The 23,116-nt window shown below is 65.1% G+C and carries 17 protein-coding genes; 7 read left to right on the forward strand and 10 right to left on the reverse strand.

Annotated elements, in window-relative coordinates; genetic code table 11:
* The first annotated feature begins 22 nt into the window (after positions 1–22).
* Positions 23–2,095, forward strand: coding sequence for a M3 family metallopeptidase (locus ACYQML_RS10530; RefSeq protein ID WP_461225126.1), 2,073 nt, complete (start codon positions 23–25; stop codon positions 2,093–2,095).
* A gap of 1 nt (position 2,096) precedes the next feature.
* Here ACYQML_RS10530 and ACYQML_RS10535 read toward each other — a convergent pair whose 3' ends face one another.
* From ACYQML_RS10535 to ACYQML_RS10545, 3 genes are all read right to left on the reverse strand, one after another.
* Complete coding sequence (locus ACYQML_RS10535; protein WP_461225124.1) at positions 2,097–3,887, reverse strand: hypothetical protein; 1,791 nt, start codon at positions 3,885–3,887, stop codon at positions 2,097–2,099.
* A 110-nt stretch (positions 3,888–3,997) separates the two neighbouring features.
* Positions 3,998–5,872, reverse strand: coding sequence for a flagellar hook-associated protein FlgK (gene flgK, locus ACYQML_RS10540; protein ID WP_461225122.1), 1,875 nt, complete (start codon positions 5,870–5,872; stop codon positions 3,998–4,000).
* Positions 5,873–5,909: 37 nt separating this feature from the next.
* Positions 5,910–7,259, reverse strand: a complete 1,350-nt coding sequence (locus ACYQML_RS10545; protein WP_461225120.1) for a flagellar hook protein FlgE — start codon at positions 7,257–7,259, stop codon at positions 5,910–5,912.
* A 243-nt stretch (positions 7,260–7,502) separates the two neighbouring features.
* On the opposite strand from ACYQML_RS10545, the gene ACYQML_RS10550 reads away from it, so the two are divergent.
* Both ACYQML_RS10550 and ACYQML_RS10555 read left to right on the forward strand, forming a co-directional pair.
* Positions 7,503–7,970, forward strand: coding sequence for a BLUF domain-containing protein (locus ACYQML_RS10550; RefSeq protein ID WP_461225118.1), 468 nt, complete (start codon positions 7,503–7,505; stop codon positions 7,968–7,970).
* Between the two features lie 55 nt (positions 7,971–8,025).
* Positions 8,026–8,478 (forward strand): response regulator, encoded by a 453-nt coding sequence (locus ACYQML_RS10555; RefSeq protein WP_056431165.1) that lies wholly within the window; start codon positions 8,026–8,028, stop codon positions 8,476–8,478.
* Between the two features lie 20 nt (positions 8,479–8,498).
* Here the strand turns inward: ACYQML_RS10555 and rsmA are convergent, their stop codons facing one another.
* The 5 genes from rsmA to lptF are packed head-to-tail and all read right to left on the reverse strand — an operon-like array spanning position 8,499 to position 15,364.
* Positions 8,499–9,335, reverse strand: a complete 837-nt coding sequence (gene rsmA, locus ACYQML_RS10560) for a 16S rRNA (adenine(1518)-N(6)/adenine(1519)-N(6))-dimethyltransferase RsmA (RefSeq protein WP_056431163.1) — start codon at positions 9,333–9,335, stop codon at positions 8,499–8,501.
* On the reverse strand, positions 9,332–10,351 hold the full coding sequence (pdxA, locus tag ACYQML_RS10565) for a 4-hydroxythreonine-4-phosphate dehydrogenase PdxA (RefSeq protein ID WP_419951813.1): 1,020 nt from the start codon (positions 10,349–10,351) through the stop codon (positions 9,332–9,334). Before pdxA ends, rsmA begins: the two co-directional genes overlap by 4 nt.
* 48 nt (positions 10,352–10,399) lie before the next feature.
* Positions 10,400–13,039, reverse strand: coding sequence for an LPS-assembly protein LptD (locus tag ACYQML_RS10570; protein ID WP_311275077.1), 2,640 nt, complete (start codon positions 13,037–13,039; stop codon positions 10,400–10,402).
* A gap of 56 nt (positions 13,040–13,095) precedes the next feature.
* The gene (gene lptG, locus ACYQML_RS10575) at positions 13,096–14,184 is read right to left on the reverse strand and encodes an LPS export ABC transporter permease LptG (protein WP_056431154.1); all 1,089 of its coding nucleotides are present in this window, start codon (positions 14,182–14,184) and stop codon (positions 13,096–13,098) included.
* A 10-nt stretch (positions 14,185–14,194) separates the two neighbouring features.
* Positions 14,195–15,364, reverse strand: coding sequence for an LPS export ABC transporter permease LptF (gene lptF, locus ACYQML_RS10580; protein ID WP_056431151.1), 1,170 nt, complete (start codon positions 15,362–15,364; stop codon positions 14,195–14,197).
* 239 nt (positions 15,365–15,603) lie between these two features.
* Between lptF and ACYQML_RS10585 the strand changes: the two genes are divergently transcribed.
* The 4 genes from ACYQML_RS10585 (at position 15,604) to msrP (ending at position 20,780) form a co-directional block, all read left to right on the forward strand.
* Complete coding sequence (locus ACYQML_RS10585) at positions 15,604–17,100, forward strand: leucyl aminopeptidase (protein ID WP_461225114.1); 1,497 nt, start codon at positions 15,604–15,606, stop codon at positions 17,098–17,100.
* On the forward strand, positions 17,100–17,876 hold the full coding sequence (locus ACYQML_RS10590; RefSeq protein WP_461235494.1) for a hypothetical protein: 777 nt from the start codon (positions 17,100–17,102) through the stop codon (positions 17,874–17,876). Before ACYQML_RS10585 ends, ACYQML_RS10590 begins: the two co-directional genes overlap by 1 nt.
* Before the next feature lie 104 nt (positions 17,877–17,980).
* Complete coding sequence (locus tag ACYQML_RS10595; protein WP_461235495.1) at positions 17,981–19,684, forward strand: AMP-binding protein; 1,704 nt, start codon at positions 17,981–17,983, stop codon at positions 19,682–19,684.
* 139 nt (positions 19,685–19,823) lie between these two features.
* Positions 19,824–20,780: a protein-methionine-sulfoxide reductase catalytic subunit MsrP gene (gene msrP, locus ACYQML_RS10600; RefSeq protein WP_461235496.1), complete on the forward strand. Its 957-nt coding sequence runs from the start codon at positions 19,824–19,826 to the stop codon at positions 20,778–20,780.
* A 225-nt stretch (positions 20,781–21,005) separates the two neighbouring features.
* Here the strand turns inward: msrP and ACYQML_RS10605 are convergent, their stop codons facing one another.
* Positions 21,006–21,896, reverse strand: coding sequence for a LysR family transcriptional regulator (locus ACYQML_RS10605; RefSeq protein ID WP_056431588.1), 891 nt, complete (start codon positions 21,894–21,896; stop codon positions 21,006–21,008).
* A 232-nt stretch (positions 21,897–22,128) separates the two neighbouring features.
* Positions 22,129–23,103 carry a thioredoxin-disulfide reductase gene (gene trxB / locus ACYQML_RS10610; RefSeq protein ID WP_056431134.1) on the reverse strand — a complete coding sequence of 325 codons (975 nt, stop codon included), beginning with the start codon at positions 23,101–23,103 and terminating at the stop codon, positions 22,129–22,131.
* Positions 23,104–23,116 lie beyond the last annotated feature (13 nt).

Raw genomic sequence — 23,116 nt, forward strand, 5'->3', positions numbered from 1 at the left:
CGGACGACACCGAAGGACGACCATGACGAGCGCAACCGCCACCGAGACCCGGGACATCGGACCGTTCGCCGAGGCCGTATGGGACACGCCGTTCGGCATTCCGCCCTTCGAGCGGATCCGGCCGGAACATTATCTGCCCGCCTTCGAAGCCGCACTCGACGCGCATGATGCCGAGATCGCCGCCATTGCCGGCAACACCGAGCCGGCACGTTTCCCCAACACCGTCGAGGCCCTGGAGCGCGCCGGCCTCGATCTCGACCGCGTCGCCTCCGTTTTCTTCAACCTCAGCGGCAGCAACACCAGCCCCGAGCTCCAGGCGGTGGAGCGGGCGATCACCCCACGCCTCGCGCGCCACGGCAGCGCGATCTATCTCAACCCGCTGCTCTGGGCGCGGATCTCCGCCGTCGATCCGGATGCGGAGGCCCTCGGCGACGAGGAGCGCCGCGTGCTCGACCGCTACCGCACGCGCTTTCGCCGCGCCGGTGCCGATCTTGCCGCTGAGGCGAAGACCCGGATGGCGGAGATCGCGGGGCGGATGGCTGAACTCGGGACCACGTTCAGCCAGAACCTGCTGGCCGATGAGGGCGCGTTCATCCTCCCCCTCGACGGTGAGGAGGATCTCGCCGGGCTCCCCGAGTTCCTTCGCTCCGCTGCCGCCAGCGCCGCCAAGGATCGGGGCGGCGAGCATGCGCACATCATCACCCTGTCGCGCTCACTCATCGAGCCGTTCCTGGTGTTCTCGACCCGGCGTGACCTGCGCGAGAAGGCCTATCAGGCTTGGATCCGGCGTGGCGAGAGCGGCGGCGCCACGGACAACCGGGCCATCATCGCCGAGATCATCGCCCTCCGCGCGGAGCGGGCCCGCCTGCTCGGCTTCGACAGCTTCGCCCATTTCAAACTGTCAGACACCATGGCGGGCTCGCCCGACGCCGCGATGGAATTGCTGCGCAACGTCTGGACGCCGGCCCATGCCCGTGCCGGCACCGAGCGCGACCGCCTGCAGGCCCTGGCCACGTCCGAAGGGGCCAATATCGCCCTGGGGCCGCATGATTGGCGCCACTATGCCGAGAAGCTGCGGCGGGCCGAGCACGATCTCGACGAGGGCGAGATCAAGCCCTACCTGCCCCTCGATGGTGTCATCGCGGCCTCCTTCGACACGGCTTCGCGCTTGTTCGACCTGCGCTTCGAGGAACTCACCGACTTTCCCCGCTACCACCCCGATGTGCGGGCCTGGGTGGTGCGCAATGCCGACGGGTCCGAGGTCGGCATCTTCCTCGGCGATTATTTCGCGCGGTCTTCGAAGCGCAGCGGTGCCTGGATGAGCGCCTTCCGCTCACAGGAGCGGCTCAACGGCACCATCACGCCGATCATCGTCAACGTGATGAACTTCGCCAAGGCGCCGGAGGGTGAGACACCGCTGCTCTCCTTCGACGACGCGCGCACCCTGTTCCACGAGTTCGGCCATGCGCTCCACGGCCTTCTCTCTGACGTCACCTATCCGCTCCTCTCGGGCACGGCGGTGGCAGGTGATTTCGTGGAACTGCCCTCGCAGCTCTATGAGCACTGGCTCGAACAGCCTCAGGTCCTACGGGCCCATGCCAGGCATCACCGCACCGGCGAGCCGATGCCGGAGGAGTTGCTGAAGCGCCTCTTGGCGGCGCGGGCCTTCAACCAGGGCTTCTCCACCATAGAATACACAGCCTCGGCCATCGTCGACATGACGCTGCACCTGTCGAGCGGCGGCGAGGACGGGCTCGATGTCCTGGCCTTCGAGGCCGACGCGCTCCAGCGCATCGGCATGCCGGCGGAGATCTCCATGCGGCACCGCTCGCCGCATTTCGCCCATATCTTCTCCGGCGACGGTTATGCGGCGGGATATTACAGCTACCTCTGGTCCGAGGTGCTCGATGCCGACGCTTTCGACGCGTTCCGCGAGGCGGGCGATATCTTCGATCCCGAGACGGCGGCGCGGCTGCGCAAGTTCGTCTACGGCGCCGGAAACCTGCGCGATCCCGGTGAGGCCTACATCGCCTTCCGCGGCCGCCTGCCGAGCATCGATCCGCTGCTGCGCAAGCGCGGCTTGGCGGCTGCCTGATTCAGGAGAGGTAGTTCGTCAGCGTCAGTTTCGAGAGCATCGAGGTCACTTGGTAGCTCGCCTGAAGCTGGTTCTGGAGTGCCAGGAGCTTCGCGGTGACTTCCTCGAGGGAGACCGTATCGACGCCGTCGAGACTGTCATGAAGGGCGGCCCTGGCGGCGCGGTTGTCGGCCTTCGTCTCCGTCATGGTCTTGGCCGCCAGGCTGAGATCGCTGGCGATGGACTGTATTCCCTCGCGCCCGGCGGTGGAGGTGAGGAGCGAGCGTGAACGTTCCGAGACGGCGAGGTAGCGTGCCGCCTCCGGCGTTCCGGTCTGCGTGGTGGTGAAGCTCTGCACCGCGACCTGCGCAATCCCGGCGAGGACCGCGCGGATCGGCGCCTCGTTGGCCTGGGCTCCGATTCCGATCTTCCGGTCCGAACCGATCTGCACCGACGCCGTCGCCCGTGGATCGGTCGAGGTATCGTCGCCGGTGTACCATATGACGGTCGTGGTGCTGGCCCCTTCCGCGTAGCCGTTCCCTTCCGCCGATACGCGGCGCGGTGCAAATCCCTCGGTCTTCGACCCGGCGAAGAAATCCTGGGTGGCGCGCGACGCCGAACTCGCCGAGAGGGTCGTCCCGGCCGTCTCCTTCAGCGCGTTCGACAGGGCGGTCGAGATGTTGGCCGCGACGTCACCGGTCAACGAGAACTCGGTGGTGGACTTCGCATCCGCATTCGCCTTCGCGGTCAGCGTGATCGTCTGCGTGGTACCGTCGCGAAGCGCGAGCTTGAAGGTCAGCGTGTCACCCGCTGCCGGAGGGGCTTTTACGGCCAGCTCCACCGAGGCCGGCGTGCCGGTGCCGAAATTTGCGGCGAGCCCGAGGGAGGCCTTGCCCTGGATGCTGGCAACGGCCTGGTTCTCGAATCTCTTGGTGAGGGCGGCGGCGGTGTCGGCGGCAGTGCCGAGCGGAATCGTATTCGTGGCGTCCGCCGGAGGATTGGCGGTAACGATCAGGTCGGTGAAAGTCTGGGTTCCGTCGGGCTGGTTGATCGCCACGCGAATGCGGTCGCCTTCCGCCGGCGCATTGGCCACGGAGAAGGTCACGGCCGGATTCGTGCGCGCCGTCATCGGCCCCGCCGTGATGGCCGCCGGGTTCGAGCTGGCCGCAGAGACGAGGCTGAAGCCGAAATTCGCTCGTGCTTCCGTGCCTCCCGCGCCGAGATCCTCTTCGCTGACCGTCACGGTGGAGCCCGACACGCCCGTGGCGATGCGGCCATTGCCATTCGGACCGAGGTCGGCGGCGATCTGTTCGCTCACCACGGTCTTGAGGCCGTCGAGGTTACGGCTGGGTATGCCGTTGAGGATCGCATCCGACGAGGCGACGGGCGGAGCGTCCGAATCGCGACCGCCGAAGATGTAATTGCCGGCGACGTCCTGGTTCAATGCGTCCACGGCGGCGTCCAGGCTGTTCCTGGCTACCTGCACGGCGTTCGAACCGGACGCGATCGACCCGTTATTCAACGAACCCTGGACGATGCCGCTGAGGTTGGAGAGCTGTGTCACCGCCGAACTGGCGACGGTCACCCGCGTCGTGTTCGCGTTGATCGCGGCATCGTAGCCATCGAGCGCGCTCAGCGAGGCGTGGGCAGAGAGGCTGGTGGTTCGCGCCGAGCCAATGCCGCCATACGTCTCCGCATTGCGTCCGGTGGTGAGCTGGGCCGTCAATGTTTCGAGGCGCGCCTTCTGGCTGACCAGATTCGCCGTGTTGCGGTCCTGGAAATAGGTGCCTGCCGTGAAGGCGCTGATCGTCATCGTGACCTCGGCGAAAGGGTCTTCACGGGTTTGACCGATGAAAGACGCCGGAGAATTGACCCGAACCGTGGAAACCACGTTTCGGAAGAACCGGATGCCGGAACGAGGCTCTAGATCCGGAGGAGCGTGTCCAACATGTCGCGCGCGGCCGTGAGGACGCGGGCATTGGCGGTATAGGCCGTCTGCAATCCGACGAGCTTCGACATCTCCTCGTCGATCTTGACGCCGGATGTGCTCGCGAACCGGCCCTGGGCCGTGGCAAGGGCGATGCTCTGCCCTTCGTCGAGAAACTGTGCGGTCGCTGTGGCGGCGCCCTGGGCGTCGATGATCTTCTGGGTGAAGTCCTGAACCGAGGTCGTGAAGGGGGCGCTGATGCCCCCGATCCCGCTCGCCGCCGAGAAGGTCCGACTGGTGGTCGTGAGCGCGTCGTAGAGGTATTGCGGTCGCGTTACGTCGTCGGCCGGAGTGGATGACGACATCTTCACCAGCGATTCGGTCTTTGCCGCCACCGCCGGGTTCACGGCGATGCGTTGGGCAAAGCCCGTCAGCTGTGAGCCGCCATCGAACGAGCCGGTGAAGAGGCGGGACTTGCCACCGCCATCCACGAAGAGCGCGATCTGCGGCTGGCCGTTCGTCACCTCATCGGCCGTTTTGGACTGGGTGACGCTCGCGCTGATCCCTTGGATCGTCGTGGTCCCGTTCGCCGGGGCTAGGATCCTGACGCCACCTTTGCCGACCGTGGGGTTGGAGGAGACACTGAAGGGCGAGCCGAGGGCGGCTGCGATCTCGGTGCCAAACTTCGCCGGGTCGCTTCCCACCGTGAACGGGACGATGGTCGCCAGCGGGTCGGTGACATCGGTCCGGTTCACGGCGGCGGGCGGAGTCAGGTTGGACGGAACCAGGATCAGGTTGCGCTGGGCGCCGTTGGCGTCCTTGAGGCTGATCGTGATGGCATTGCCGGCGCTCAGGCCGGTCAGGTCGATGTCGAATCCCGCCCCGCCCGCCGCCGTCGCAGGCGTGCCCACCACCGAGCTATCGGACAGCGACCGCGACAGGCCCGCCGCGAGATCGTCGAGCTGGCGCTGGGCCTGAGGCAGAACCGTATCGCGCAGTTCGATTCCAGCAGCCAGCGAGCCCGAACGGATCGCGTTCGAGGCCACCAGATCGATCGTTCCGCCGCCCGGCGTGGTCGCCGTGATGGTTCCGACGCCGCGCTGAGCGGGGTCCGCGGAATAGCTGTCCTCGGGGCCGAGCGTGCCGCGGCCGTCGAAGCTCAAAGTCGCCGCGCTGGCCCGGTCCACCAGGGTCATGCCGGAATTAGTCATGACCGTGACGGTCCCGTCGCGCTGCACCGAGGCCTGCACGTCGAGATAGCCGGAGAGGGAATTGAGGGCCTGGTCGCGCTGATCGAGCAGGGCGACCTTGGACCCATCGTCGCTGGTGGCCGCGATCTTCACGTTGAGTTGGGCAATGGACGAGAGCAGGCCGCTCGCCGCCGACGTATCGTTGGACAGCTGGCTCTCGGTCGCGGTGCGCAGGGATTGGACCCCCTCCGCAATGCTTCCGATCTTCGTCGCGAGGTTCGATGCCGCCGCGACCACGGCGGAGCGGGCAGGCGCGGAGTCCGGGGCAGCGCCGAGGGTCTGGAGCGACAGGGTGAAGCTGTTCATCACCCCGTCGAGGGCGCTCGTCGTGCCGGGCGTGCCGTAGAGCTTGTCGAGCTGGGTCCGGACGTCCGCCATCATGCCCGTATAGGCCGCGCCAGACGTCTCCAGCCGCAGCTGCTTCAACGAATTCTCGTCGAAGACCCGGTTGATCGTGCCGATGGCGACGCCGGAATTGCCGGGCCCCTGCGCGACGGTGTCGAGCGAGCGCTTGACATAGCCGGTGGTACCGACATTCGCGATGTTCTGCGAGACGATGCCGATGGCGGCCTGAGTGGTCTTCAGGCCGGCCGCGGCCGTGTTCAGGGCTGATAACGACACGCTTGCCCTCCCTCTACGTCACCGGAAAAATCGGACCTCAGCGGATGATGTTGATCAACGCGGACATCATATCCTGCGCGGTCGAGATGACCTTCGTGTTCGCAGAATAGGCCTGTTGGGTTACGATCATCTTCGAGAATTCACTCGCAATGTCCGTATTCGACTGCTCGATGTTTTGACCTTCGATCGTGGTGCCGTTGAGGCCCGTGACTGGGACTCCGGAGTCAAGGGTCTGACGATAATTGCCTGACGAATCCGCCTTCAGTCCATCGGGGTTTGTGAACTGCACCACCTTGATCTTTGCAACAGAGACAGTATTTCCGTTGCTATAGCTTGCGACAACATCTCCGCCTTCGGTGATGTAACTATCCTTAAATGTACCCGATGTAAATCCATCCTGTTTGAGCTCAGACATTGCTATGTTTTTCGCGCCGAAGGATGACAGCCCTTCGCCGTAATTGATAGCAATAGGTTCGAGGTTAACGCCATCAATCGTCGGCGCTGCGAGCGTAATGGAACCTGTATCTGGGTTCACAAGCGTTCCGCCCGCATCGAATTCGAAGGCCGTTCCTGCATTCGTCCATGACGACTTCCCTGGGGCAACCGTAGTGTCGTTTGCATAGAATAGATTCCAAACCGCGTTCTGGGGGGCGGCTGCGTCTTGAACTTTCGCCCATACTGTATTTAGTTGTACAGGTGCTCCGCTGGCTGAGTATATCTGCAGCATTGGGCCTGTAATGCTGCCATTTATGAGTTTATCTGCATCGGTACCCGCAGCAACAGTTCCATTTCCGTTGCCCGTCAGGATAATCGGGCTAGCTGTGCCAGAAAATGTCGTTCCAACCAAAGTGTTAGCAGGATTTTTTGGAAGATCCGCTGCATAGCTGATCGTGCCCGTTGCTTTGCCAGGGATTGGCCGTTGCGAAATCTGGATAGGGCCTTCGCTCCCGGCGTTGCCTGTGATGGGGTCGATATTGGTTCCTGTCAGATAAGCTCCTCCGCCATTACGCAGATAGCCTTCTGAGTCTGTCTTGAAATCGCCTCGGCGCGTATAGAGATTTTCCGGCGAGAACGAAGTCTGACCATTGACGTCGCTGGCCTTCGTCTGCACGGCGAAGAATCCCGGCCCGTTCAGGGCCATGTTGGTCGGTATCTCGGTCGCGATGATGTTGCCCTGGATCGAGTTGGTCAGGACGGAATTGGCCCTGACGCTGCCGGAGACCTGACGGCTGGGCGCCTGCTCGGCGACGAGGTCGACGAAGCTGGTATCGACGCGCTTGAAGCCCGTGGTCTGCGAGTTCGCGATGTTGCCGGAGATGTTTTCCAGAGAGAAGCCCTGGGCCTTCATGCCCGAGACCGCCGTCTGCAGCGCGGAAAACACATCCATGACCGGCAACCTTTGTTGAAAATGACGTGGACCGAAACTGGTTCATGCCATCATCCGCAAGCGGGATGCCAAATCTAAGCCATTGAAATAACGAGATAATATTTATGTCCGGCCGGCAAGAATGGCCTTTTCCCCGAGGCACCCGGCAGCTTTTGCCGGTTCCGTAAAAGCTTGGCGCATCGTTTACCCAGCGTTATGCCTGTGCCGATTATCATCCAGCCGTGAGTTCAACGGGCGGGGATCATGAAGAGCAAGCGGACGACCCTTGTCCACCTCATCTACTTCTCCCGCCTGAATCTCGCGGCGGACGCGGCAGGCCGGACGCGTCAGCTCGGCGAGATCACCCGTCAGGCTCAGAAGAAGAACGAATTTTCGGTGATCACCAGTTTCCTACTGGTGGAGCAGAATTTCGCCGCCCAGATCATCGAGGGCGAGCGCACCTCCGTGAACGACACGTTCGGCCGGATCAGCAACGACACCCGGCATCGCGACGTCCAGATCGTCGAGTGGCGCGAGATCGTGAAGCGGGAATTCGTTAACTCGTTCGTGACCGTCATCCGCAACCCAGCGAACGACGCGATCTTCCAGAAGGCCGGCTTGCTGCCGATGTTTCAGCGCGGCACGCCGAAAGCCGGGGTCATCCATTCTCTCGCGGTTGCGCTCCAGGCCGAATCCATGGCCAAACAGGGTATCGACCATCTTTTCGTCTGATATTCCATCTCAGCCTTCCTGACGTCGGATATCCGACCCTGAGCTTCGAAAGCCCATGAGCGAGACGCCACCGATCCTGATTGTCGACGATCAGGAGAAACTGTTGAAGCTCGTCATCCTTCTGATGACGCGGATCGGTTTCCCCGACGTCGATGGCGTGACCAGCGGCCCCGACGCGTTGGAGCGGCTGCGCGAGCGCAAATACGCCCTGGTCATCTCGGATCTGGCCATGGAGCCGATGGACGGGCTGACATTGCTGCGCGAAATTCGCGGTGACGATGCTCTGATGAACACGCCTTTCATCCTCACCGAAGCCTCCTTCGATTTCGAGGACATCAACCTCGCTCACCAGGCCGGCGCAGACGCCTTCATCCTGAAGCCGTTCGATATGTCGGTGCTGAAATCGAAGCTGAAACAGGTCATCAACCGCAAGCCGCGCCGCCGCGAGGCGCCGCTTGCGGCCGAATCCGCCTTGAACGTCGATTTCCCGATGCTCGGAAAGTTCTGAGCGGCCGAGCGTCGGCGCGATCAGTCCAGCGCTCGCGCCATCGCGACGAAGCCCGCCACCGGTACTTCTTCCGCTCTAGCCGTCTCCACAATTCCCGCCGCGTCGAGCAGGCGCGCCGGGTCGGGGGTGGCGGCCTTCAGGCTCTGGCGTAGCATCTTGCGGCGCTGACCGAACGCCGCGCGCGTCACTCGTTCGAGCGCCGTCACCGAACAGGGGAGGGGCGTGTGCCTCGGCCTCAAATGGACCACGCTCGATGTCACCTTCGGTGGTGGCACGAAGGCCGAGGGCGCCACGTCGAACAGGATATGCGCCTCGGTGCGCCAGCCGCAGAGAACGCCCAGGCGTCCGTAATTCGCACGGTCGGATTCGTCCGCGACGATCCGTTCAGCCACCTCGCGCTGGAACATCAACGTCAGGGATTCCCACCAGGGCGGCCATGACGCTTCGGTGAGCCACCCGGTCAGCAGCGGTGTCCCGACATTGTAGGGAAGGTTGGCGACGATCCGCACCGGCCCGTCGCCGACGAGGGGGCGCGGGTCGAACCGAAGCGCGTCGGCATCGACGACATCGAGGCGCCCGGGGTAATGCGCGGCGATCTCGGCGAGGGCGGGGAGGGCGCGCGGATCGCGCTCGATCGCCACCACGCGGGCGGCGCCCGCCGAGAGGAGGGCACGCGTCAGGCCGCCGGGGCCGGGCCCCACCTCCACCACCGTGACGCCCTCGAGCGGGCCGGCCGCGCGTGCGATGCGGCCGGTGAGGTTGAGGTCGAACAGGAAGTTCTGTCCAAGCGCCTTCTTCGGCGCGAGGTCGTGTTTCAGCACGACATCGCGCAGGGGCGGGAGACCGTCGTCGCTCAAGAGTGCTGACCTGCAAGTCTGGCGGCAAGGCGCAGGGCGCCGATGAGACTGTCCGGCCGCGCGATGCCCTTGCCGGCGATGTCGAAGGCCGTGCCGTGGTCGGGGGAGGTCCGAATGAAGGGCAGGCCGAGGGTGACGTTCACGCCGTCGTCGAAAGCGATGGTCTTGATCGGGATCAGCGCCTGGTCATGGGTCGGTGTCAGCGCGACATCGTAGGTCGCCCGGGCGCGGGGATGAAACAGCGTGTCCGCCGGAAGCGGGCCCCTGATATCGATCCCCTCGTTCTGGAGTTGCGCCACGGCGGGTTCGAGCACGTCGCGGTCCTCCGTTCCCATCGTGCCGGCCTCGCCCGCATGCGGGTTCAGCCCCGACAGGACAAGGCGCGGATGAGCGATTCCGAACCGCTCGGTGAGGTCGCGCGCCACGATCCGCGCGGTCTGGACCACGAGGTCCTGGGTCAACAGGTCCGGCACTCGGCGCAGGGCGACGTGAATCGTCACCGGGACCACGGCGAGCGTTTCGCTCCACAGCATCATCACTGGAAGAGGCGCGGCTTTCCCGGGCTCCACCGCAAGGGCCGCGAGGAACTCCGTATGGCCGGGATAGGCGAAGCCGACGCTGGTCAGGACGTATTTCGCGATCGGATTGGTCACCAGGGCGATCGCCTCGCCCGACCGGACCAGACCGACCGCCGTCATGATCGATTCGAGGGTCGCGCCGGCATCCGCCGCACTCGGTCGTCCGGCCACGGCGCCGACCCGGGTGCCGCTCGGCAGGGGCATCACCGGGAGTGCGCGGGGAAAGACCTCGACTGCGAGATCGGGGCCGACCTCCGCCACCGGAACCTGAAAGCCCAGGCTGCTCGCCCGCCCCTCGATGAAATCGGGATCGCCGATGAGGAAGAACGGCGGAAGCCCGGCCCCTTCGTCCCGGGCCAGCCAGGCCATGAGAGCGATCTCCGGACCGATACCGGCCGGATCGCCCATCGTGAGCGCAATGGGTCTATGCACCGTCATGGCCTGTTTCGTCGCCGAATGAAGGCGAGACCGGGCTCTCGCCCAATCTCACCGGGTCGCCGCGATGCCGTCGGCCGTGCTCGCGATGTTGACGTTCTGGCGCAGGTCGACTTCGCCGAGGGTCTTCAACTCGACGCGCAGCAGCACGGTGCGGTTGCGCTCCGTGACGCCGAGGGCCGCAGCCGTCGGAGAGACGATGTAGTTGAGCGAGAAGGTGGTGCACTCGTCCTGATAACCGCCGCCGATGCTCAATCCGGCGAGGTTGGCGCGGCCGGGATTGGTATAGACGGGCGCCGCGCCGACGGGATTGGCGAGATAGGACGTGTAGGCGTTGGCGAAATTATCGCGCACGTCGAGATAGTGCGTGAGATCGACGAGGGCCGAGCCGGTGACGAACCAGTTCGGGGTGATGTGGTAGGTCGCCGACGCGGTCAGGCCTTCTCTGCGGTTGTTGAAACCGAGCAGGGGCTGGGCAGCGTAGTAGGAGTAGAACATCGACAGGTCGATGGGCGCGAAAGGCGCGAGGCGCGCGATGACGCCCGTCTCCATGCGGTTGACGGAGAAGTCCCGCTGTTCGAAGCGCGCGCGGCTGACGAAGCTGATGTTCTGGTTCGGCGACAGTTGGAACCGTCCGACATAATCGGATTCCCGACGCTCGAGGCCGGAATCGAGGCCGACATTCGCGAGGTCGCCGCGCCGGAACGAGTTGACCCCGGCGACCTGGATGGATTCGCCGAACATCACGTTCGCGTACCAGCCCGACGGCGTCACAACCGAGTATTGTGCGCCGAGATTGGTGCGGACGCCGCCCTCGACGCGGTCGTAGCCGGAGAACTTGTCCCATTCGAACAGCGACGTGTCGTCGAAGACGAGGCTCTGCGCGTCCTCGTTGGGCAGGCGGCCGATATGGGTCTCGCTCGGACGGATCACGACCTGCGCGATGGGTTCGAGCGTATGAACGCCGAGGGGGCCGAAATTGCTCACGAAGGGATAGCGGTAATCGAGGCCCACCGCCGGCATGACCCTCCCTGAAAAATCCGAATCCGTGGTGCTGATCGTCTGCGCCAGGGCGTTCTGATAGCCGGAATTACGCGGGTCGACGAAGAAGGCGTCGGTGCGCAGATAGGCGAAGGGCGTGAACACCTGGCCGGCATCGTCGATGAAGGTCCGGCGCCATGACAACTGCGCCGATGCGCGCGTGTTGCTGCCCGCCAGGCCGCGGATGATGCAGGTGCTGCGCGTGAAGGTGGTGCAGGTTTCGTAGAGCGAATAGGTCGTCCCGTTGACCGTGGGGTTGAAGTAGTAGGAGCCCGTGCGCGGGATCGCCTGGAAATCCGTGGCCTCGCGGTCGAGATGCGTGATGTTTGCCTCGAAGCGCACTTCGCCGCCGAGGAAGCCGGGACCGTTGATCCGCTTATCGTAGTCGATCACCGGAGCAACGATCGGCTGCTCCTTCTGCCAATCGTAGCTCGACAGGCCCTTGAAATAATACGCGCGTGCCTCGAACCACGAGCGGTCACCCTGACCGATCAGGTAGGCCGTCGACACCGCTTCACGGAAGTAATCCGTGGTGATGCTCGAATTGCGAACGCGGTAATTGTCGAGGAACCATTTGTCGGTGACGCCGACGACGTCCCAGCCGGTGCGCCAGCGGTCGTTGATGTAGAAATTACCCTTGGACTCGATCGAACCACGGAAGTCGCGGTCCCCCGCGCCGAGAGGGCCCGGAAGGAAGGCGCTGGGCGTCGTCTGGAAAATGCCGGTGGCGCGAATGGTATAGGAACCGGTCTCGAGCCGGTGACGCAGTTCGCCCTGGCCGAGAATTCCCTGCTCGCTCAGGAAGGAGGGCGACAGGGTGATGTCGAAATTGGGCGCGACGTTGATGAAGAACGGCGTCGAGATGCCGGTGCCGAGCGCGGTGGAGTTGATGAAACGCGGCGTGAGGAAGCCGGTCTTGCGTTTGACCGTCGGATCCGGCGCCTCGAAATACGGCAGATAGCCGACGGGGATGCCCGCGATCTCGAGGGTCGATTCCTCGAACCCGATGATGTGGGTTTCGTTGTTGTGGATGATCTTGGCGGCGCGCACCTGCCAGAGCGGCGGCGTTTCCGGGTTGTTCTTGCACGGCTCGCAAGCTGTGTAGGTGCCGGATTCGAAGGTCGTCTGCTCGCCGTCCACCCGCTCGCCGCGCGGCGCGGAGAAGCGCGTCCGCACCGGCTGGCCCCGCATTTCGACGGTCTGCTGAATGCGCAGGGCATCGACGAACCCGTTCCGGAAATCGTCCGTCAGCTCCATCGTATCGCCGGTCACGACCGCGCCGGTCTCGTCGGTGAGACGCACATTGCCTTCGGCGAAGACGCGACTGCTGGCCCGGTCGTAGCGGACACGGTCGGCCTGAAGGGTACGCGGGCCGTAATGAAGCTCGGCATTGCCGCGCGCCGTGACGGTGTTGTTGTCGTTGTCGTAGATCAGCTCGGCGGCTTCGACGAGAAGCCGCTCGGCCGGCTTGCCCGTGGGGGCAGGCGCGGGCTGCGCGGCGGCCTTGGGCGGAGTAGCCTTGCGGGCCTGGCCCTTGTCGCTTCGACCGGTCGCCTGCGCGCTCGCTCCATCGGTGCCGAGCGTGAGCGCGGCGCCGGAGACGAACGCCAGCAAGCCGGCGAGCTTCGCGATGTCGGAGACTTTACGCAACCCGTGTCCCAACCTCTGCCTCGGCCTCGTTTCGCATCCCGTCACCGACAACGGCATCAGCCGTCCTCCTGATAGAGAAGCGTGAGCGTACCGAGAAGACTCCCTACCACGGCCGGGAACCATGCCGCCACCGGGGGCGACACGATGCCTGATGCGCCGAGGCCTTCCATGACCTGCCGCGCGACGTAGAGGAAGAACCCCGCCGCCACGCCGCCAAGCACAAGCTTGCCCACTCCACCAAAGCGGAAGAACCTTAAGGAAACGCTGGCTGCCACGAGCACCATGGCAACGAAGAGAATGGGCCTCGCCATGAGGACATCATACTGGAGTCGGTAGCGCGTCGCATCCAACCCGGCCCGCTCCGTCCGTGCGATGGTCTCGTTCAGTTGCCAGAAAGGCACAGACTCCGGAGGCGTGAAGCGCTGCTTCACCTGACCGGGATCGAGATTGGAGGCGAGGATATAGGTGTCGTAGCCCTCGGGCGGCTGGCCCTTGGTGAGGAGCCGCGCGTCCTGAAGGGACCAGTAACCGTCGTGCAGCGTCGCACGCGCGGCTTCGATCTGCGACAGGAACACCCCGTTCTCGTCGAACGTGTAGACCGATACCCCCGCCAGGGTGGTGCTACCCTCGATCGCCGTCCCGGCACGGAGGATCGCCTGTCCGTCGAGACTGTTCTGGCGGATCCATAAATCCTTGCCGGAATTGGCCTTCGTAGATTTCGCGAAGATCCTGGCCTCGATCTCGGTCGAGCGCTGCTTCATCGCCGCCGAGAGGGGATTGTAGACCCCCACCGTGAAAGCCCCGATGGCCAGCGCCACCAGAATGCCGGGCTGGAGGAACTGCCAGGCCGAGATTCCGGCGGCGCGCGCGACCACGAGTTCGAGCTTGCGCGACAGCTGCAGCAGGGCCGCCATGGAGCCGAACAGGATCGCGAAAGGCAGGACGCCCTCGGCCACGGCCGGGGTCCGGTAGAGCGAGAGCTGGGCCATCAAACTTGTGGACGCGCCCTCGGTGTCGCCGGCGCGCCGCAGCAATTCGACGAAATCCAGGGTGTAGACCAGGGCGAAGACGGTGATGAACACGCCGAGCACCGTGCGCAGGAAGCGCAGGGCGAAGTAGCGGCCGAGGGTGAAGCCGATCATCATCGCGGCGGCCTCACCTGTCGCCGAGGCGCGGCCGGCGCAGGATGGCGCGGCCGAAATTCGTCAGGGTCATGGAGACGCGCGCGTTCCAGTCCCGCACGGCGGCCCCGTTGAACACGACGAGGCAGGAGATCGCCAACGCCAGAATCGGGGCGGCGTAGATGGCGAAGACGGCGCCCTGGCTTCGCACGGCCGCGCTGCTGGCGGCGAAGCCCGCGATGCGCAGCACGATGACGGCGATGACCGCACCCGCCATTGCCAGACCGCGACCCTGGCGCGTCGTGCGCGGATCGCCCAAAGCCGCGAAGGCGATGAGGGTCAGGGCGAGAGGATAGAGCCAGGCCGAGAGCCGGTCATGCACTTCGGCGCGGAAACGGCCCTTCTGCGTCTGATAGTAGGATTCGCTGGTGTCGGGGAAGAGGAGTTGCGCGGTCGACCGTTCGCGCGGCTTGTAGACGGTCTCGCCGTCAGGCGGCGTGAAGGCCGCGAGGTCCACCGTGTAGCGCTCGAAGGTGATGATCGAGGAATCCCGCGAATCCTTCTGCTGCCGGTGAATGCTGCCTTTCTCGAGGGCGAGATAGCTCTGCCCCTCGTAATCCACCGCCTGTCCCTGCTCGGCGAGATAGACCACCGTCTTCCCGGCCTCGCGCTTGTCCTGGATGAAGATGCCCTGGAGCGTGCCGCCGGGACCGCGCTCGCGGAAATGGAAGGTGATGCCGCTGTCGAGCTCGGTGAACTGGCCCTCCTTCACCACATTGGCGATGAAATCGCCGCGCACGCGGGTCAACACGTCGCGCAGTTCCTGGAACGAGGACGGCATCACCTGGATCGTCAGAAAGGCGACGCCCGCGCTCACGATGAGCCCCAGGGTAAGAAAGGGACGCAGGATCCGGCGCGGCTGCATACCGGCGGCCGACATGACGATGAGTTCGGAATCGCCGTTCAGCCGGTTCAGGGCGTAGACGACGGCGATGAACAGCGCCACGGGAGCGATGACGGTGATCAGCGTCGGCACCGAAAGCCCGGTGATCAGGAAGAAGATGACGAGGGTCTGACCCTTGGCCGTGATGAGGTCGAGCTCACGCAAGGCCTGCGTCACCCATATCGTGCTCGTGAGGCCGATCAGGCAGGCGAGGAAGGCCCCGGCCGCGATCCTGAATATGTAGCGCTCGATTTGCGTCATCGGATCTCGCGGCGGGCCCTAGCGCATGGCGTCCGTGGGACGCGTCCCACGGGCCTTCCTCATGCCCCCCGGCATCGTGCCCGTCCACCGATGTCGATCACTCTGGGGCACTTCAATTCGGGCGGTTTCGCGGCGGGCGGATCGCGTTGCGTTCTCCGCATCAATGGGTACACAGGGAGTGTCGCGGCGGCGCGTGTTCCGTCGCACGCACCAATCCTGACCTTCGGAAAGCGTGACTTATGGCGGACGGTATCACGATCGCATTCGGGCCGCTCGGCCCGGTCGGCCACGGCGACATCGTTCTCTTCGTCGGCGATGATCTGGCTCTCTCCCCCGCTGTCGCACAGGCCGTCGGCCGCGGCGCGTCCGATCTGGTGGCGCGCGCCGCCGCGAGCGAGCGGTTCAAGGGCAAGTCGCTCACCTCCCTGGCGCTGCCCGCGCCCGCCGGGCTCGATGCCGACCGGTTGCTGGTCATCGGCGTCGGTTCGGAGAAGGATCGCGCCAAGATCGATTGGCCGGCGCTCGGCGGTTATGCCGCGAGCAAGCTCAGCGGCCGCCAGGCCCATGTCGCCCTCGATTGGCCCGGCGCGTCGGTGAGCCCGGCCAATGCCGCCGATTTCGCTCTCGGAGCGCGCCTGCGCGTCTACAGTTTCGACCGCTACAAGACGAAGAAGAAGCCCGAGGGCGAAGAAGGCCGCGTCACCGCGCTCACGCTCATGGTCGGCGATCCTTCGGGAGCCGAGGCGGCGGCCAAGCAGTCCGAGGCCGTGGCCGGCGGCGTCCTGCTCGCCCGCGAACTCATCAACGAGCCGCCGAACGTGCTCTACCCGGAGGAATTCGCCCGGCGTGCGGAGGAGCTGACCAAGCTCGGCGTCGAGGTCGAGGTTCTCGGCCCCGGTAAGCTCGAAGCCCTCGGCATGGGCGCGCTCCTCGCCGTCGCGCAGGGCTCCACCCGCGAAGCGCGCGTGGTCGTGATGCGGTGGAACGGCGGCGCCGACGCGTCCGAGGCCCCCATTGCCTTCATCGGCAAGGGCGTGTGCTTCGATTCCGGCGGCATCTCCATCAAGTCCGCCGGTGGCATGGAAGACATGAAGGGCGATATGGGCGGCGCCGCCTGCGTCGTCGGCACGATGTTCGCGCTCGCCTCGCGCAAGGCGAAGGTCAACGCCATCGGGGCAATCGGCATCGTCGAGAACATGCCGGATGGCGGCGCGATGCGCCCCGCCGACATCGTCACCTCGATGTCCGGCCAGACCATTGAGATCATCAACACCGACGCCGAGGGACGTCTCGTCCTCGCCGACGTGATCTGGCACGTGCAGAGCGCCTACAAGCCGAAATTCATGATCGATCTGGCGACGCTCACCGGCGCGATCATCGTCGCCCTCGGCCAGGACATCGCCGGCATGTTCTCTAACGACGATGCGCTTGCCGCCAAGATCGCCGCCGCCAGCGAGGCGACCGGCGAGGCGGTGTGGCGGATGCCGCTGATCCCGGCCTACGACAAGGCCATCGATTCGAAGTTCGCCGACATGAAGAACACCGGCGGCCGCCATGGCGGCGCGGCCACCGCCGCCTCGTTCATCAAGCGCTACGTCAACGACGTTCCCTGGGCCCATCTCGACATCGCCGGCGTGGCGATGTCGTCGAGCCCCAGTGAGATCAACCGGAGCTGGGGTGCGGGCTGGGGCGTGCGCCTCCTCGACCGGCTCGTCCGCGACAATTACGAAGCGTGATGCCATCCGGCGGCGCGTCGGCGGTGCTCGTCCCGGCCGCCGCCACTTCTCCCGTAGGCGCGATCTCACCGCTCGTGCCTGCGGCATTCCCGCTGATGGCCGCGTTCCTCGCGCTGTGCGCCACGGCCGTGACCGGGCTGAGCCAAGCCTCGCCGCTTCTGCCCGAGCTGGCGGCGCGGTTCTACGGCTTCTTCCTGCAGCAATACCCGCTCTTCACCTTCGCCATCATCTATGGCTTGGCGAGGCTCGTCGCGATGGCGGCGGCGAGCACCGCGTCCCTTCCCCGGCGCATCGTCGGTGTCCTGTTGGGGGTCACGCTACTTCTCGCCCTCAGCCTCTATCCGACCTTCGGCGGTTTCGTGCTTCGCGCAGGCTTTGCCACCGGCGGCATGACCTTCCTCACCTATCAGCCGATGAGCGTTGCCTTCGCCCTTGGTTCCGCTTCGTCGGCCTTCGTGTTCGGCTCGGCCCTGGCGGTGGGCGCACTCCTGATCGGCGGCCGAACCTCGGCGGCATCCTGGGGTCGACGCCTCGCCACCGGCCTTCTCCGCAGCGGCGCGGGCTTTCTCGCGTTATGGTTCGCTTTCGCAGTGATCGGGCAGGCTCATATGGCGGGCTTCGGCCCCTGGCCCAGGCGCGCTCTATCGACTGGCGAGGCGGGTTTGGGAGCGTCCCTCGTTCTCGCCGCGTTTCTGCCTCATGCCATACTCGTGTGGCTGGCACTTCGTGACAGATCGCGGCGGAAGAAACCCGGCGCCCCGTCGATTGCGGTTTGATCCGATGACAGGGACGTCGAAAAGATAGTTTACATATGAACGAAGGCGGCACCAAGCCGCTGCGCGGATAACAAGCCGCCGCGCACATCAGAGGGAGGATCGAGATGATCCAAGGCACGGCCCCCGGGCCGGTTTCCGTGCGCCCATGGCTTTCCATGTATCCGCCCGGCATACCCGCCGAGATCGACGTCGGCAGCCCGCGCACCCTCGTCGACATCCTGCGGCTCGGCACGACGCAATGCGCCGCTCGTCCGGCGATCCGATGTTTCGGCACATCCGTCACCTATGCCCAACTCGGTGCCTCCGCCGATGCCATTGCGGCCTGGCTGGTCGCCGAGGGGTTCGGCAAGGGCGACCGGATCGCCATCATGATGCCGAACGTGCCGGCCTATCCGGCGACGATCTATGGAATCCTTCTGGCCGGCTGCGTCGTGGTCAATGTGAATCCGCTCTACACGCCCCGTGAACTGGCGGTGCAGATCAACGATTCAGGCGCGAAGGCGCTCTTCGTCCTCGAGAATTTCGCCCATACGGTCGCCGGCGCGGGCGCCGATCTCGACCTCGATCGGATCGTCGTCGCCGGGCCGGGTGACGGGCTTGGCCTCAAGGGCCGGATCATCGATCTCGCCGCGCGCCATATCAAGAAGGCGGTGCCTCCCTATCGACTGCCCACGGGGAAGACGTTGCGCTTCGACGCGGTCGTGCGCCGCGGGCGAAGCCTGCCGAAAGTGTCCGTCCCGGTCGGGCCGCAGGATCTCGCCTTCCTGCAATATACCGGGGGGACGACGGGCGCGGCCAAGGCGGCGATGCTGACCCATGCCAACGTCGTCGCCAACGTGGCTCAGTGCCGGGTCTGGTTCTGCGTGTCGGAGACCGATGGGGTCGACCGGGTGATGGTCACGGCCCTGCCGCTCTATCACATCTTCGCCCTGACCGGCTGCTTCTTCCTGTTCATGAGCATTGGCGGATGCTGCCTGCTCATCCCCAATCCCCGCGACGTGGACGGGTTCGTGAAGACCCTGAAGGGCAATCGCTTCACGCATATTTCCGGGGTGAACACGCTCTTCAACATGCTCAACAACCACCCGAAGATCACCGAGGTGGATTTCTCCGCAATCCACTTCGTCATCGCCGGTGGCATGGCCGTGCAGGCTCCCGTGGCGGCCAAGTGGAAGGCGATCACGGGCAAGTCCATCGTCGAGGGCTACGGATTGTCGGAAACTTCCCCCGTGGTCTGCGTGAACGACCCGAGGGCGGATTGGACCGGTACGATCGGCTTTCCGGTTCCCTCGACCGATGTGGCGATCCGTGATGCCGAGGGGAGAGACGTCCTTCCCGGCGAGCCGGGCGAACTCTGCGTGCGTGGTCCACAGGTGATGGCGGGTTATTGGAAGCGGCCGGACGAGACGGCGCTGGCGACGACCAGCGATGGCTATTTCCGCACTGGGGACGTGGCGGTGCTTCAGGCAGACGGGCAGGTACGCATCGTCGACCGGATGAAGGACATGATCCTGGTCTCGGGCTTCAACGTCTACCCGAACGAGGTGGAGGAAATCCTCGTCGGCCATCCCGGCGTGCTCGAATGCGCGGTAGTCGGCACCCGATCCGAAGAGACCGGCGAGATGGTGGTGGCGCATGTGGTGCTCAAGGATAAGAGCGTCGATGTCGAGGCGCTGCGGAGCTACGCGCGTTCGCAGCTGACTGGCTACAAGGTGCCGAGGCGCATCGTCTTCCACGACGCGCTGCCGAAGACCAATGTCGGCAAGGTGCTTCGCCGCGCCCTGCGCGACGACGCGGCGCGCCCCTGAGCGGCACGCCGATGTAACCGGTGGCGGCCTCTCATCGAATGGTGACGATAGGCCTCGCTTGCGCTGATGCGCGGCGGGGACGATCTTCGCGGGATACAGCCGCCGCAAGCGGCGATCCCACCATTTTCGAGGACGGCACATGTACATCAAGCGCAGTCGCGGCTGGGAAATGCCTGAGCGCCTCGCGACGCCCGAGAGCGTCTTCCTCAACCGCCGCACCTTGCTGGGCGGGGCCGCGGGCCTCGCCGCGACGTCTCTCGTCGGCGTCGAGCACGCATTCGCTGCCGCCGATCCGACGAGCGGTCTCTATCCGGCGGCGCGTAACGATGCCTATACGCTCGACCGTCCGCTGACGGCCGAGAAGTTCTCGGCCGATTACAACAACTTCTACGAGTTCGGTACGTCGAAGACCGTGCTGCCGGCTGCTAACGCGCTAAAGACCCGCCCCTGGACCATCAAGATCGACGGATTGGTCGAAAAGCCGTTCGAGATCGGGATCGACGATCTGGTCCGCAAGATGACCCTCGAGGAGCGGCTGTACCGCCATCGCTGTGTCGAGGCTTGGTCGATGTCGGTGCCCTGGACGGGTTTCCCGCTCTCCAAGCTCGTCGCCCTGGCAAAGCCCGCATCCGGTGCGAAATACGTTCGCATGGAGACGTTCATGGACAAGGCCATGGCGCCGGGCCAGCGCTCGTTCCTCTATCCGTGGCCCTATGTCGAGGGCCTGACGATGGAGGAGGCCAACAACGACCTCGCCTTCATCGCCACGGGCATCTACGGCAAGCCGCTCGCCAACCAGTTCGGCGCACCGATCCGCCTCGCGGTGCCGTGGAAGTATGGCTTCAAATCGGTGAAGTCGATCGTGAAGCTGTCCTTCGTCGCCGAGCGGCCGAAGACGTTCTGGGAAGGCCTCCAGGCCTCGGAATACGGTTTCTGGGCCAATGTGAACCCGGCAGTGTCGCATCCGCGCTGGAGCCAGGCATCGGAGCGCGTACTCGGCACCGACCAGCGTGTTCCGACGCTGATCTACAACGGCTACGGCGAGCAGGTGGCCGGGCTCTACAAGGGTCTCGAAAACGAGCGCCTGTTCGTCTGAGGCCCGGTTTGATCGGCTTTTTCGGTGGAAGCTTATGCCGAAGCCGATCATCCCAGCAGACCAACTCATCCTGAGGAGCTCTTTGCTTGAGCAAAGGGCCTCGAGGGAGAGCTCCAGCTGTCGTGCGATCCCTGGTAGCCTCCTTCGAGGCTGCTACGCGACACCTCAGGATGAGGTAAAGCCCTGGATTAACAACGCAAACAGGCCTTGAGAGACTTCTTCCGGTCAGTAGGTCCAGCGCTGGGCCTTCGCCACGAGGAAGTCCCTGAAGGCTTGGACGCGCGCCACCGAGCGCATCTCCTCGGCATAGACGAGGTAGCTCTCCATATGCGGCATCTCGACGTCGCGCAGCACCTGCATGAGGCCGGTCTGCCCCTCGACCGCGTAATCCGGGAGGATACCGATGCCGGCGCCGGTCTCCATCGCCTTCTGCAGGGCGGCGATGTTGTTGACGGTGAAGTGGATCGTTCTCCGCTCCTGGCCTTCACGGCCGACGGTGGACAGCCAATGGGTCGCCAGCAGATAGGAGGGTTCGTTGCCGCCGAAGGAGACGAGGCGGTGATTGTCGAGATCCGCGATGGATTTCGGCTCGCCGAACCGCTTCACGTAATCGGCCGAGGCGAAGGCATGGTAATGCACCGTGAACAGCCTGCGCTGGATCAGGTCCGGTTGGGCTGGGCGCCGCATCCGAACCGCGACGTCAGCCTCGCGCATGGCCAGATCGAGTTCCTCGTTGGTGAGGATGAGCTCGACGCGGACATCGGGATAGAGATCCAGGAATTCCGCGACCCGCTGGGCGAGCCAGGAGGTGCCGAGACCCGTCGTGGTCGTCACCTTGAGGTCGCCGCTCGGGCGCTCGCTCGTCTCCACGAGACGCGCCCGGGTGTTCTCCAGTCGCAGCTTCATGTCCCGCGCGGCCCGGAACAGTAGGTCGCCCTGTTCGGTCAGGATGAGGCCACGGGCGTGCCGGTGAAACAGGGGAGCCTTCAACTCGCGTTCGAGGGCGCTGATCTGGCGGCTGACCGCCGACTGGCTCAGGCCGATATCGTCGCCCGCGCGGGTGAAGCTGCCAGCCTCGGCAACGTTGAGGAAGATCCGGATCTTGTCCCAGTCCACGGCGTCCAACCCCCTCACGCAGCCCCGTTCCGACGACCGGACTCCCGATGCCGGACCCGGTTCGGTCTGGGATCGGTCTTTGCCGTGTCTCGGTGTGCCCGGCCGCCGTTTCCTACGGTTCGGCCAAACAACACGGGACGCCGAGCCGATGGAACTCGGCTCGTGCTGGTTTTAGGACAACGATCTTGCGATTAGGTTGACGCCCGACGCAAGGCGCCGAACGAAAATTTCCCTATTCGGCGGCAGCCTGCTGTGGGGTTTCACCCAGTTCGAGGGCCGCGAGGTACTTTTCCGCCTCCAGCGCCGCCATGCAGCCCATGCCGGCCGCGGTGATCGCCTGCCGGTAGACATCGTCCGTCACGTCGCCGGCGGCATAGACACCGGGGATCGCCGTCTCGGTCGTGCCCGCCTTCGTCTCGATGTAGCCGCCATGGCGCATGGCGAGCTGTCCCTCGAATATCCCGGTCGCCGGCTGATGCCCGATGGCGACGAAGACGCCGTCGGCCTTCCGCTCGGTGATCGCGCCCGAACGCACGTCCTTCAGGCGCAGATGAGTGACCGAGGGCGGTGACTGGCTGCCGCAGATCTCCTCGATCGCGTGGTGCCAGACCACTTCGACGTTGGGATGCTTGAACAGGCGCTCCTGCAGGATGCGCTCCGCACGGAACTCGCCCCGGCGATGGACGACCGTGACCTTCGAGGCGAGGTTGGCGAGATAAAGCGCCTCCTCAACGGCCGTGTTGCCGCCGCCGACCACCACGACCTCCTTGCCGCGAAAGAAGAACCCGTCGCAGGTGGCGCAGGCCGAGACGCCGAAGCCCTGGAACTTCGCTTCGGACGGCAGGCCGAGCCATTTCGCCTGCGCCCCGGTGGCGATGATGAGGGCGTCGCAGGTGTAGGTTTCGCCGGAATCGGCTTCCAGATGGAACGGCCGCGCCTGCAGATCGACCTTGGTGATGTACTCGGACACGATCTTCGTGCCGACATGCTCGGCCTGGAGCTTCATCTGCTCCATCAGCCACGGTCCCTGAATCGGATCGGCGAAGCCCGGATAATTCTCGACATCGGTCGTGATCATCAGCTGGCCGCCCGGCTGGAAGCCGGAGATCAGGAGCGGCTCGACCATAGCGCGGGCCGCATAGATGGCGGCGGTGTAGCCGGCCGGGCCTGAGCCGATGATGATGAGCTTGGAATGGTGGGGGGCCATGGTTCGGACGTCT

This window comes from Methylobacterium sp. CM6244, assembly GCF_054817885.1.

Excerpts from the sequence above, each read along its gene's own strand:
- ACYQML_RS10555 (WP_056431165.1), top strand. The coding sequence starts at position 8,026 with ATGAGCGAGACGCCACCGATCCTGATTGTCGACGATCAGGAGAAACTG.
- lptF (WP_056431151.1), bottom strand. The coding sequence starts at position 15,364 with ATGACGCAAATCGAGCGCTACATATTCAGGATCGCGGCCGGGGCCTTC.
- trxB (WP_056431134.1), bottom strand. The coding sequence starts at position 23,103 with ATGGCCCCCCACCATTCCAAGCTCATCATCATCGGCTCAGGCCCGGCC.
- ACYQML_RS10590 (WP_461235494.1), top strand. The coding sequence starts at position 17,100 with ATGCCATCCGGCGGCGCGTCGGCGGTGCTCGTCCCGGCCGCCGCCACT.
- msrP (WP_461235496.1), top strand. The coding sequence starts at position 19,824 with ATGTACATCAAGCGCAGTCGCGGCTGGGAAATGCCTGAGCGCCTCGCG.
- ACYQML_RS10535 (WP_461225124.1), bottom strand. The coding sequence starts at position 3,887 with ATGACGATCAGCGCCTTCACGGCAGGCACCTATTTCCAGGACCGCAAC.
- ACYQML_RS10550 (WP_461225118.1), top strand. The coding sequence starts at position 7,503 with ATGAAGAGCAAGCGGACGACCCTTGTCCACCTCATCTACTTCTCCCGC.
- ACYQML_RS10530 (WP_461225126.1), top strand. The coding sequence starts at position 23 with ATGACGAGCGCAACCGCCACCGAGACCCGGGACATCGGACCGTTCGCC.
- ACYQML_RS10585 (WP_461225114.1), top strand. The coding sequence starts at position 15,604 with ATGGCGGACGGTATCACGATCGCATTCGGGCCGCTCGGCCCGGTCGGC.
- ACYQML_RS10595 (WP_461235495.1), top strand. The coding sequence starts at position 17,981 with ATGATCCAAGGCACGGCCCCCGGGCCGGTTTCCGTGCGCCCATGGCTT.
- pdxA (WP_419951813.1), bottom strand. The coding sequence starts at position 10,351 with ATGACGGTGCATAGACCCATTGCGCTCACGATGGGCGATCCGGCCGGT.
- ACYQML_RS10545 (WP_461225120.1), bottom strand. The coding sequence starts at position 7,259 with ATGGATGTGTTTTCCGCGCTGCAGACGGCGGTCTCGGGCATGAAGGCC.
- lptG (WP_056431154.1), bottom strand. The coding sequence starts at position 14,184 with ATGATGATCGGCTTCACCCTCGGCCGCTACTTCGCCCTGCGCTTCCTG.